Genomic DNA, 11,665 nt, shown 5'->3' on the forward strand with positions numbered 1-11,665 from the left:
CCATGATAAAACTTTTATTTGGCTGCTTGTTTCTTTTTGCAGCATGCTTTCCGGCTTTTGCCCAAGAAAACCAGCGACCTAAAGTTGGTTTGGTATTAAGCGGTGGCGGTGCAAAAGGCTTGGCGCACATAGGTGTTTTAAAGGTTTTAGAAGAGCAAGGTGTAAAAATCGACTATATTGGCGGAACCAGCATGGGTGCAATTATTGGCGGTTTGTACGCATCGGGTTACAATGCCTCGCAGTTAGATTCTATCTTTCAATCGGTTGATGCCGATGCCCTTTTGCAAGATTATATCCCAAGAAATTCAAAATCGTTTTACGAAAAGCGCAACGATGAAATTTACGCATTACAACTTCCGTTTGATGATTTTAAAATCGGCAGCCCGGTATCGCTTTCTAAAGGAATGTATAACTATAATCTGCTCAATAAATTGTTGGCACATGTACGTTACGAACACGATTTTTCAAAGCTAGATATTCCATTTCTTTGCATTGCAACCGATGTAGTTTCGGGCGAAGCCGTTGTGTTAGAAAAAGGAAATCTACCGCAGAGTATCTTGGCAAGTGGCGCATTTCCGTCGCTTTACACGCCTGTTGAAATTGATAATCGTTTGTTGATCGATGGCGGTGTAGTTAATAATTATCCTATTCAAGAGCTTCGTGATAAAGGTATCGACATTATTATTGGTGTTGATGTGCAAGACGGTAAAAAGGATCGTGAAAATATAAAAGGAGCTTTGGACATTTTAATGCAGATTGCCAATTACGGCATGTACGGGGGAATGGATGAGAAGAAAAAGCAAACCGATATCTACATAAAACCTGATATTTCTACTTTTTCGGTGGTAACTTTTGATAAAGGAAACGAGATCATTCAAAAAGGAATTATGGCTGCCAAAGAAAAAATTCCGCAATTGCAACAAATCAGCAGTAACTATAAAAAACCAAAATTGCCAGATTATCTGTTTAAAGACGATATTCATATCCACTCTGTTAGCATGAACAAGTTAAAAAACTACAACAAAGATTATGTTTTTGGAAAATTGGGTTATTTTAAAGACGAATGTGTGTCGTTCAAAAGATTAGAAAACGGTATCACAAACCTAAATGCAACCCAGAACTTTAGCGGAATTTCGTATCATTTTGAAAAATCTGATGTAGAAGGAGACAATCTAGTTTTGAATTTGAAGGAAAACACCATAAATCGTTTTTTAAAGTTTGGTCTGCATTTCGATAATTTGTATAAAAGCGCGGCATTAGTCAACATCACACAGAAAAAATTACTCTTTAAGAATGATTTGGCATCGCTCGATTTTATTTTTGGCGATAATATTCGATACAATTTTAATTATTTGGTAGATAACGGTTTCCGTTGGAGTTTTGGTGCGCAAAGTCGATTTAATAAATTCAAATACAACGCAAAACCTTATGAAACAGGCGTTATTCCACCGGAATTTTTGGGGTTCGATATTTTTAATACCGATTGGAACGATCTAACAAACCGTTTGTATCTGCAGAATTATTACAATGATAAATTTGTAATCGGAATGGGGGTTGAACACAAATATCAAATTGTTGATATTGCCAATTTAAACTTTAAAAAGAATTGGTTAGATAACAGTCATTACATAAGTCCGTATTTCAACGTTGTTTTAGATACGTATGATAACAAATATTTCCCAACCCGAGGCGTTAATTTCAATGCCGAAGTGAAACACACTATTCTCTCATCGGATTATAATGAAAATTTTGAACCTTTTACACAGATTAACGGAGAATTAGGAACGGTAAAAACCTTTTTCGATCGAGTTTCGGTAGAAGCAAAAGCCGATGTTGGTTTAACAATTGGTAGCACTCCTTCAACAAACATGAACTATTTTCTGGGTGGCTACGGTTTTCAGTCCATATCAAACATAAAACCTTTTTACGGTTACGACTTTTTAAGCCTTAATTCAAATACCTATCTAAAAGCACTTTTACGCGTTGATTACCGTTTTTATAAAAAGCATCATTTAAATTTCACAGCAAATTATATGTATTTAAAAGATGCCATGTTCCAGTACAACGATTGGTTAGAATTGCCTATTAATTCTGGTTATGCGTTGGGTTATGGTTTTCAAACCGTTGTTGGTCCGCTGGAAATTAAGCAATCGTATTCACCCGAAGTAAAAATTCATTATACCTGGTTTAGTTTAGGATTTTGGTTTTAAATAAAGTGAAAATTTGCGTGATTCTTTTTATTTTTGGTTAAAATTAATAATCACAAAAAAATAGTTTTTATATTTGTTAGGTATGAAAACATGGCAAGGATTATTATCAAAACTAAAATACTTCATTAAGCGGAATCCCGAATGAAGAAGGCAATGCTATGCTTTTATTATTAATTAAAAACTAACAAATATGCCTTTATATCATAAATTAGGAAAAATTCCACATAAGCGCCACATACAGTTTCGCAAGCCTAACGGCGGTTTTTATTACGAGCAGTTGTTTGGTACGGTTGGTTTCGATGGTATGTCAACAAATATGTATCACGAACACCGTCCAACACAAGTAAAAGAAATTAAAGGTTCGTACAGCGTTGCACCAAAAATTGCACGTGCAAACAACATACAATCGTACCGTTTACGCGGTTTTCAAGTACCAAAAACCGAAGACTTTTTAGAAAGCCGTAAAGCTGTTTTAACTAACAGCGATGTAACCATTACATTGGCTGCACCTTCGGGTAAAACCCAAGATTACTTCTATAAAAATACCGATGCCGACGAATTGATTTTCATTCACAGAGGTACAGGTAAATTACGCACTTTTTTAGGAAATTTAGATTTTAAATACGGTGATTATTTATTGATTCCACGCGGAATTATTTATAAAATTGATTTTGATACAGACGATAACCGTTTGTTTATTGTAGAATCGCGCCGACCTATTTATACGCCTAAGCGTTACCGTAACTGGTTTGGTCAGTTGTTAGAACATTCGCCGTTTTGCGAACGCGATATCCGCCGACCAGAAGAATTGGAAACCTATGATGAAAAGGGTGAGTTTTTAATTAAAGTACGCAAGCAAGACGAAATCTTCGATATGGTGTACGCTTCACATCCGTTTGATGTGGTGGGTTATGATGGATACAACTTTCCATATGCATTCTCCATCCACGATTTCGAGCCGATTACAGGTCGTATCCACCAGCCGCCACCGGTGCATCAAACTTTTGAAACCGATGCGTTTGTAGTGTGTTCGTTCGTTCCGCGTTTGTACGATTATCATCCGGAATCTGTTCCAGCTCCATACAACCACAGTAATATCGATTCTGATGAAGTGTTGTATTATGTAGATGGTGATTTCATGAGCCGTAACGATATCGAAGCCGGTCATATTTCGTTACATCCGGCAGGAATTCCACACGGACCGCATCCGGGCGCAATGGAGCGAAGCTTAGGTAAAGTAGATACACAAGAATTAGCCGTAATGGTTGATACCTTTAAGCCATTAATGGTTACCGAAGAAGCTATGAAAATAGCCGATGAACAATATTACCAGTCTTGGTTAGATTAAAAATAAACTAAATAATGTGCGAATTAGCTAATTACATAGGTAACTAACTCGCTAATTAAACTAAACAATAATATATTATGTCAAACGAATTAAAATCTGTTGAGTACGGATTAGAAAAAATATTTGAAGGAGCACAAGATTTCTTACCAATTTTAGGTACAGATTATGTTGAATTTTATGTAGGGAATGCAAAGCAAGCAGCTCATTTCTACAAAACGGCATTCGGTTTTCAGTCTGAAGCTTATGCTGGATTAGAAACAGGTGTCCGTGACAGAGCGTCGTACGTTATCAAACAAGATAAAATACGCATTATTCTTACAACGGCTTTAAATTCTGATTCTGCAATTGGTGAGCATGTTAAAAAACATGGCGACGGTGTAAAAGTTGTGGCTTTATGGGTTGAAGACGCTGTTTCGGCTTACGAGGAAACTACAAAACGTGGTGCTGTTTCGTATATGGAACCAAAAGTAACTTCAGACGAGAATGGTGAAATTATCCAAGCAGGAATTTTTGCTTACGGTGAAACAGTTTTCATGTTTACAGAGCGTAGAAACTACAATGGTTTGTTTTTACCTGGGTACGTTAAGTGGGAAAGCGATTATAACCCGGCTCCGGTTGGTTTAAAATTTATCGACCACATGGTTGGTAACGTAGGTTGGAACCAAATGAACGTTTGGGTTAAATGGTTCGAAGATATTTTAGGTTTCGTAAACTTCTTGTCTTTTGACGATAAACAAATTACGACTGAATATTCTGCGTTAATGTCTAAAGTAATGGCAAACGGAAACGGACGTATCAAATTCCCGATCAACGAGCCGGCTGAAGGTAAAAAACGTTCGCAAATTGAAGAATATTTAGATTTCTACGAAGGTCCGGGTGTACAGCATATCGCCGTTGCTACAGACGATATCATTAAAACGGTTTCTGAAATGAAAGCCCGCGGGGTTGAATTTTTATCTATTCCTCCACAAGCTTATTACGATGCCATTCCAGAACGTTTAAAAGACCACATGGATAAATTTAAAGAAGATATCAAAGAATTACAAAAATTAGGAATCATGATTGATGCCGATGAAGAAGGATACTTGTTACAGATCTTCACTAAACCGGTAGAAGATCGTCCTACATTGTTCTTTGAAGTAATTCAGCGTATGGGTGCTCGCGGATTTGGTGCGGGTAACTTTAAAGCGTTATTTGAATCAATTGAAAGAGAACAAGAAAAACGCGGAACACTTTAATAATCTGCTTTTTAAGTATAATTAGTTAAAGTTATGTTAAATACAAAATAGTATTTTTACATATAAATTAAAAACCTACCTTTGCACTCACAAAATCAAGGTGGTTAAAAGCCTTGGTAATTGTAATAAATTTTTCATAATTTATAGTTTTTTGGTTGGTTAATAGCATAAAAACTCAGTTGGTAACAACTGGGTTTTTTTGTTTTTTAATAACTTTGGAATAGATATTGTTTTGTATCTTTCGTAAAAAAATTGAATTAATATGAAAAATACATTTTTAACTTTTGTAATTCTCTTTATAACGATGCTTGGTTACGGGCAATCATCGGCTTTTAAAGCAGGCGAATATTTTAAATTTCAGGTTTCGTACGGTTTTATAAATGCCGGTATTGCTACGTTAGAATTAAAAGAAACAACCTATAACGGTAAAAGCGTGTATCATGCAAAAGGCGACGGACATACAACAGGTTTATCGAAAACTTTTTTTAAGGTAAAAGATGATTATCAGAGTTATTTCGATAAAACAACCGGGCAACCATATCGTTTCATTCGCAAAATTAACGAGGGCGGATACACCAAAAACCAAGAGGGTTTCATAAATTATACAACCAACACTGTTTTGCTGAAAGATTACAAAGCAAAAACAGAAAAAACGTACAACGTAAATTCAAAAATCCAAGATGTTATTTCGTCGTTTTATTATCTGCGTAATCACGATAAGTTAGACAATATTAAGGCGGGTGAAACCATACAGATTGATATGTTTTTTGATGACGAAATCTTTAAATTTAAACTAAAATTTATGGGTTATGAGAAAATTAAAACTAAATTTGGTACGATTAACAGCATGAAGTTCCGTCCGTATGTAATGTCGGGGCGTGTTTTTAAAGAAGAAGAAAGTTTAACTCTTTGGGTTTCAAACGATGAGAACAAGGTTCCGTTGAAAATTCAGGCAAGTTTGCTGGTTGGTTCTTTAAAGGCAGAGTTAATTCAATATAAAAATTTAAAAACTACTTTGAAAGTCGTAAAATAATGGAAATTTCAAACGAACGCAAACAAAAAATAGAAGCCTTACAGGATAAATTCACAAAAATAGATCAAAAATTAGACACGCATTTAGAAGGAATGTTGTGGCAAAAACCAATCACTTATTGGGATTACATACAAACCGATGCCTTGCTTAATTTACAGATTCAACGCTCAACCCTGCCAGATGAAATGGTTTTTATCATGTACCATCAGGTAAACGAATTGTTGTTTAAAATGATCTTGTGGGAAATGGAACAGGTTTGCTTCGCAGAAAATTTAACAACTCTATTTTTTACCGATCGTTTAGGAAGAATTTCGCGTTATTTTGATATGTTAACTACATCGTTCACTATTATGCGCGATGGAATGGATACCGATCAATACCTTAAATTCCGCAACACCTTAACACCGGCAAGTGGTTTTCAAAGTGCACAATATCGTTTGATAGAATTTGCATCAACTGATCTAATTAATTTGATCGATGCCCGTTATCGCGAAACCATCGACAGAAATACACCTTACGAGCATGCTTTTGAACACATGTATTGGCAGGCTGCGGGTAAAGATTACAAAACCGGAAAAAAATCATACTTAATTAATGAATTCGAAAAGAAATACAAAAAAGAATTCATTGATTTTATGCAGAAATACAATACCGCAAACCTTTGGCAAAAATTCAAACAGCTTCCAATAGAAGATCAGCAGAACGAAGATTTGCGTGCAGCAATGCGTCATTACGACAAAACCGTGAATATTACATGGGTTATGGGGCATTTTAAAGCGGCAAAAAAATACATAGAAAGCGAAGCCGGACCGCAAGAAGCGACCGGTGGTAGCGATTGGAAAAAGTACATGTTACCGCAATACCAACGCAGAATTTTCTTCCCAGAATTGTGGAGCGAAGAAGAATTAGCAAACTGGGGCAAAGACGCATTATAATGAAGTTTTTTCAGCTCATATTATCTCTAACAGTTTTTTCGGTACTTTTTGCGTGCAATAAAAAGGTGTCAGAACCTGAATTTGCCGAAGTAGCCGTAAAAGACAAAGAAGAAGTGAAGCCTGAATTTGCCTATGGTTTTTCTTTAAACGAATATCATGTAGAGCGTGATACCGTTGAGCGCGGAGATAATTTAAGTTTGATATTGGCACGCCATAATTACGATGCTACCGAAATTCACGATATTGTTGGCAAAGTAAGGGATTCTTTTGATGTTCGAAAGATTAAGGCAGGTAAAACTTTTACGTTATTAAAGTCTAAGGAAACCATTCCTAAATTAGAAATATTGATTTACGAACCCGATAAAATGGGTTTTCAAGTAATCGATTTTCGCGATTCAATTCATGCTTACACCGTAGATTATCCGGTATCGTATAAAGTTAAAACAATAGCCGGCGAAATTGACGGTTCTTTATCGGCATCTATCCAAAAAGAAGGGTTAGATCCGGGTTTGGCGGCAGGTTTGGCAAAACGTTTCGCTTGGACTGTCGATTTCTTTAAATTTAAAAGTGGCGATAAATTTGCACTTTCTGTAAAAGAAAAGTTCATCAACGATTCTATTTATGTTGGGACCGAAGAAATTTTAGGAGCTTATTTCAGTTACAACGGTAAAGATGTGTATGGTTTTCCGTATAAACAAGAAGGCGAAAAAGAAGCACAGTTTTTTGATGAAAATGGAAAGCAAATGCGTACCATGTTTTTAAAATCGCCTTTAAAATATTTTACCATCACATCAAAGTTTTCTAAAAACAGATTTCATCCCGTACAAAAACGTTTTAAAGCGCATAACGGAACCGATTACGCAGCACCGCACGGAACACCAATTATGACGACTGCATCGGGTGTTGTGGTTGAAACCGGAAGAACATCGGGCAACGGAAATTACGTAAAAGTAAAGCACAACAACATGTACACCACACAATATTTACACATGTCTAAAATATTGGTACGCCGTGGGCAAAGTGTAACCCAAGGTCAGGTAATTGGTAAAGTGGGCAGTACCGGTTTGGCTACAGGTCCGCATGTTTGTTACCGATTTTGGAAAAACGGCGTTCAGGTAGATCCTTTAAAACAAAAATTACCAACATCTTTGGTAATGGATAAAAAAGATATTGCTAATTATCTGACACAGATAAAACCAGTTAAAAAAGCTATAGAAGACAAACTTCAAGAAAAATTTGAAAATTAATGTCATTACCAAAGAATAATCCTACCGAAACACAAGCGTGGCAAAAGTTGCGTGAACATTTTTACGAAGTTCAGTTTGTAAAAATGCAGGAACTTTTTAAAGAAAACCCAACGCGTGTTAATGATTTTAATATTGTTTGGAACGATTTTTTAGTCGATTTTTCCAAAAACAGAATTACCGGTAAAACCATTGATTTGCTGGTTCAACTGGCAGAAGATGTTGATTTGAAAGCAGGAATCAATGCACTTTTAAGCGGAGAAACCATCAATGAAACCGAAGACAGAAAAGTACTTCATACCGATTTAAGAAAAAAACCGGAAAATCAAACCGAAGAAGTTGCTGCGGCTTTAAAACAAATGCAACAGTTTACGGAAAGTGTAATTTTAGGGGATTTGAAAGGATCTACCGGAAAAGCGTTTACTGATGTGATTAATATCGGAATCGGCGGATCAGATTTAGGTCCAAAACTGGTTACTGAAGCCTTGGCTGATTACAAAAATCATTTAAATGTTCATTACATATCAAACATCGACAATGATACTATTGAATGTTTAAAAAACAAGTTACAAGCAGAAACTACCTTGGTTGTAATGGTTTCAAAATCGTTTACAACGTTGGAAACCATTAGCAATGCCGATATCTTTAAAAATTGGCTGTTGCAGAACGGTTTAAAAACGCAGGATCATATTGTGGCGGTTTCATCAAACATTCCCGAAGCGGTAAAGTATGGTATTGAAACACAAAATATTTTCCCAATGTGGGATTACGTCGGCGGTCGTTATTCGTTATGGAGTGCCGTGGGCTTAAGCACCGCGTTGTCTGTTGGATTTGCCAATTTTGAAAAGTTGTTAAATGGTGCAAACAAAATGGATCAGCATTTTGCGAACACACCTTTTAAAGAAAACATTCCGGTTATTTTGGCGTTGCTTTCTATTTGGTACAACAATTTTTTTTGTTTTGAAACCGAAGCGGTTGTGCCGTATGTTGATAAATTAAAAATGTTGCCGGCTTATTTGCAACAGGTTATTATGGAAAGTAACGGAAAAAGTGTTGATAGAAGCGGAAGTCCGGTGAATTACGAAACCGGAACCATTGTTTGGGGCGAAGTTGGTACCAACTCGCAACACGCATTTTTTCAATTGTTTCATCAGGGAACAAAGATTATTCCGACCGATTTTATTGGTTTCATTAAACCTTTTTACTCAAGTGATTTGCATGATTTGTTAATGGCGAACTTTTTTGCACAGACCGAAGCATTGATGAATGGCAAGGAAGGAAACTATCATACAGATGATGATACCGACAAGAACGCTGTTTATAAAGAATTTAAAGGAAACCGACCATCAAACACTATTTTGATTAACAAGTTAACGCCCGAATCGTTGGGAAGTTTGTTGGCATTATACGAACACAAAACGTTTGTACAGGGCTATATTTGGAACATTTACAGTTTTGATCAGTTTGGTGTGGAATACGGGAAGGTTTTGGCAAACAACATTAAAAGCGAACTGCAGGCAAACGAAATAAAAAAACACGATTGTTCAACTGCCTTTTTGTTGAATCATTACTTAAAAAACAAAAGCGAAAACTAATTAGTTTTCGCTTTCTTTTCTATATATCCTTCTGTTTCTAAAATATGAAGTAAAGAATCTGTTGAAATTCCTTTCTCTGATTTAAAATCTAAATTGATTAAAATCGATGTTCCTTTATAAATCTTATTATCGGGAGATAACACTTCTAAAATTTCATGTGAATTGAAATATGCTGCTTTTATCTCAAAAATTGTGTCCATTTCATCCGTATAAATCATTTCTACAGGATCAATCATGCCTACAAACTGCTTAGGCTCAATAATTAATTCGTAATTATTATTTTTGATTTCTACTTTATCAATATTTAAAAGATAATAAGAACCTTCTATGATAAAAAATGCCACAAAATTCCAAAGTGCATGATACATAAATCCTAACCAAAAATTAAAACGAACACGTAAATAAGACATTATTGCTCCGCCAATTATTTGCGTTAAAACTAAAAACGGAGCTAGAATATAAATCCAGATACTTGTAAATTCATAATTGGTAATGTGTACAAATCCAAATATTAAAACAGAGCTATAAAAGAATATAGGATAAAATTTATGCCAGACTTTCTCACTGAATAGATATTTTAAAAAGCCTGTTCTTCTTAAAAAATACCTGAAAAATAATTCTTCTAAAAAAGGGATCAATAAAACATACAGAAAAAAGGACATTAATATATTATATGAATCGGCAAATGCTTCTTCTAATTCAACATATTTATCAATCCAAATTACGATGGGATAATAAAAAATCAATAAAGCTAATTCTGCCAAAAAAAGCGTAAAAAACACTTTCCATTTATAAATTTTGTCGTCTCCAAAATATTGTAAGTCTCTTGGTTTTTTGATAAAAGAAAAGAAATCAAGTAAAATTTGTTTCATAAGTAATGTTTCGGCAAAAATAACAAAATATCTTAAAACAAACTTCCTTGTATTTCTTTAGGTTTTCCAAGTAACGGGAATTCTCTATAAACCATGAACTGCTTCAGGCTTTCGTCAAATTTTCTTAAAGTTAGGTTTGTTACGGCAAATTCTAAATGAATGTTGGTAAACAATTGTTTGGCAATTTCTAATTTTTCGGGCGATAACCTTCTTGCAATTGATAAATGTGGATTTGTATTCGTAATTGTCTTTTTAATTTGGATCGATTCTTTTAAAACCTGTTTCATTAATTCGGTCATTTTGGTACCTGAAACTTCGTTTGGTTTAATGTAAAAAGCGCCGTTATCAAACCAGTCAAAGGCATCACACTGTACATTAAAAGTATTTATTTCAGAAGCAATTCTATCTAACTGCAAACAAAATTTATCTTCCTGATTTTCATCTTCAAAAAATTCAAAAATAGTAAAATGTGCCAGCGAATTTTTACTGTTAAACCAGCCAATGTGCTGTGCTAAAAGTAATTTCATTTGCTTTACCTTTTCAATAGTTTGTAAATCGGGCATAAAAACCACCGAATATTTATTCATTTTATTATTTTTTTTAAATATCGTAAGAATCGTTTAATTAATACATTAAACACCGTTTTTAATTAAATAATTGCGTTTTTTTAAATAACTTTACCCTTTTAGAAACAAAATAATACAATGAACAACGCACTTAAAGTTTCTGTAAATAAAGAATATACCTTTGATGTTACAGAAGAGCAAATGCTTGCTGCCGATGCGGTGAGTTTAGATCAAGAAAACTTTCATGTGTTACACAACAATACTTCGTATCACGCCAAAGTTGTGAACACCGATTTTATCAACAAAACATATACGGTAGTTGTAAATAACAACGAATACGTGGTAAGCATTGCCAACCATTTAGACCAGTTGATTAAAGAAATGGGCTTTGAAGTTGGTAAAGCCAAAGTGGTAAACGCCATTAAAGCACCAATGCCGGGACTGATTTTAGAAATTAACGTTACCGTTGGGCAAGAAGTAAACGAAGGCGATAACCTGTTGATTTTAGAAGCCATGAAGATGGAGAATAGTTTTGATTCGCCTCGTGCCGGAATCATTAAATCTATCGCGGTTACAAAAGGTCAGGCAGTTGAAAAAGGTCAGTTATTAATTGAGTTTGAATAA

At 34.9% G+C, this 11,665-nt stretch carries 10 protein-coding genes; 8 read left to right on the forward strand and 2 right to left on the reverse strand.

Annotated features, from left to right (window positions below; all coding sequences use genetic code 11):
• Positions 1-2: 2 nt before the first annotated feature.
• The 7 genes from BM253_RS02545 to pgi all read left to right on the forward strand — a co-directional run bounded on the left by BM253_RS02545 (position 3) and on the right by pgi (position 9,603).
• The gene (locus BM253_RS02545) at positions 3-2,210 is read left to right on the forward strand and encodes a patatin-like phospholipase family protein (RefSeq protein WP_091518593.1); all 2,208 of its coding nucleotides are present in this window, start codon (positions 3-5) and stop codon (positions 2,208-2,210) included.
• 190 nt (positions 2,211-2,400) lie between these two features.
• A complete protein-coding gene (locus BM253_RS02550) occupies positions 2,401-3,558 on the forward strand; it encodes a homogentisate 1,2-dioxygenase (RefSeq protein WP_091518597.1) in 1,158 nt (385 codons plus the stop codon).
• Positions 3,559-3,635: 77 nt separating this feature from the next.
• Positions 3,636-4,796 (forward strand): 4-hydroxyphenylpyruvate dioxygenase, encoded by a 1,161-nt coding sequence (hppD, locus tag BM253_RS02555; RefSeq protein ID WP_091518600.1) that lies wholly within the window; start codon positions 3,636-3,638, stop codon positions 4,794-4,796.
• A 262-nt stretch (positions 4,797-5,058) separates the two neighbouring features.
• Positions 5,059-5,829, forward strand: coding sequence for a DUF3108 domain-containing protein (locus tag BM253_RS02560; protein WP_091518604.1), 771 nt, complete (start codon positions 5,059-5,061; stop codon positions 5,827-5,829).
• Positions 5,829-6,764, forward strand: coding sequence for a tryptophan 2,3-dioxygenase family protein (locus BM253_RS02565; RefSeq protein WP_091518608.1), 936 nt, complete (start codon positions 5,829-5,831; stop codon positions 6,762-6,764). The genes BM253_RS02560 and BM253_RS02565 overlap by 1 nt, the downstream gene beginning before the upstream one ends.
• 65 nt (positions 6,765-6,829) lie before the next feature.
• Positions 6,830-8,011 (forward strand): peptidoglycan DD-metalloendopeptidase family protein, encoded by a 1,182-nt coding sequence (locus BM253_RS02570; RefSeq protein WP_245758431.1) that lies wholly within the window; start codon positions 6,830-6,832, stop codon positions 8,009-8,011.
• Positions 8,011-9,603 (forward strand): glucose-6-phosphate isomerase, encoded by a 1,593-nt coding sequence (pgi, locus tag BM253_RS02575; RefSeq protein WP_091518612.1) that lies wholly within the window; start codon positions 8,011-8,013, stop codon positions 9,601-9,603. Before BM253_RS02570 ends, pgi begins: the two co-directional genes overlap by 1 nt.
• Here the strand turns inward: pgi and BM253_RS02580 are convergent.
• A complete protein-coding gene (locus BM253_RS02580) occupies positions 9,600-10,475 on the reverse strand; it encodes a CPBP family intramembrane glutamic endopeptidase (RefSeq protein WP_143095569.1) in 876 nt (291 codons plus the stop codon). The genes pgi and BM253_RS02580 overlap by 4 nt on opposite strands.
• A gap of 32 nt (positions 10,476-10,507) precedes the next feature.
• Complete coding sequence (locus BM253_RS02585) at positions 10,508-11,062, reverse strand: 2'-5' RNA ligase family protein (RefSeq protein WP_091518614.1); 555 nt, start codon at positions 11,060-11,062, stop codon at positions 10,508-10,510.
• 117 nt (positions 11,063-11,179) lie between these two features.
• Here BM253_RS02585 and BM253_RS02590 point away from each other — a divergent pair, with 117 nt between their 5' ends.
• A complete protein-coding gene (locus tag BM253_RS02590; RefSeq protein WP_091518616.1) occupies positions 11,180-11,665 on the forward strand; it encodes an acyl-CoA carboxylase biotin carboxyl carrier protein subunit in 486 nt (161 codons plus the stop codon).

It is taken from the genome of Paenimyroides ummariense, assembly GCF_900115115.1.
In the GTDB taxonomy this organism is placed as follows: Bacteria; Bacteroidota; Bacteroidia; order Flavobacteriales; family Flavobacteriaceae; genus Flavobacterium; species Flavobacterium ummariense.

Bases quoted from the DNA above. Each gene is read 5' to 3' on its own strand.
- BM253_RS02545 (WP_091518593.1), top strand. From the start codon at position 3: ATGATAAAACTTTTATTTGGCTGCTTGTTTCTTTTTGCAGCATGCTTT.
- BM253_RS02550 (WP_091518597.1), top strand. From the start codon at position 2,401: ATGCCTTTATATCATAAATTAGGAAAAATTCCACATAAGCGCCACATA.
- hppD (WP_091518600.1), top strand. From the start codon at position 3,636: ATGTCAAACGAATTAAAATCTGTTGAGTACGGATTAGAAAAAATATTT.
- BM253_RS02560 (WP_091518604.1), top strand. From the start codon at position 5,059: ATGAAAAATACATTTTTAACTTTTGTAATTCTCTTTATAACGATGCTT.
- BM253_RS02565 (WP_091518608.1), top strand. From the start codon at position 5,829: ATGGAAATTTCAAACGAACGCAAACAAAAAATAGAAGCCTTACAGGAT.
- pgi (WP_091518612.1), top strand. From the start codon at position 8,011: ATGTCATTACCAAAGAATAATCCTACCGAAACACAAGCGTGGCAAAAG.
- BM253_RS02580 (WP_143095569.1), bottom strand. From the start codon at position 10,475: ATGAAACAAATTTTACTTGATTTCTTTTCTTTTATCAAAAAACCAAGA.
- BM253_RS02585 (WP_091518614.1), bottom strand. From the start codon at position 11,062: ATGAATAAATATTCGGTGGTTTTTATGCCCGATTTACAAACTATTGAA.
- BM253_RS02590 (WP_091518616.1), top strand. From the start codon at position 11,180: ATGAACAACGCACTTAAAGTTTCTGTAAATAAAGAATATACCTTTGAT.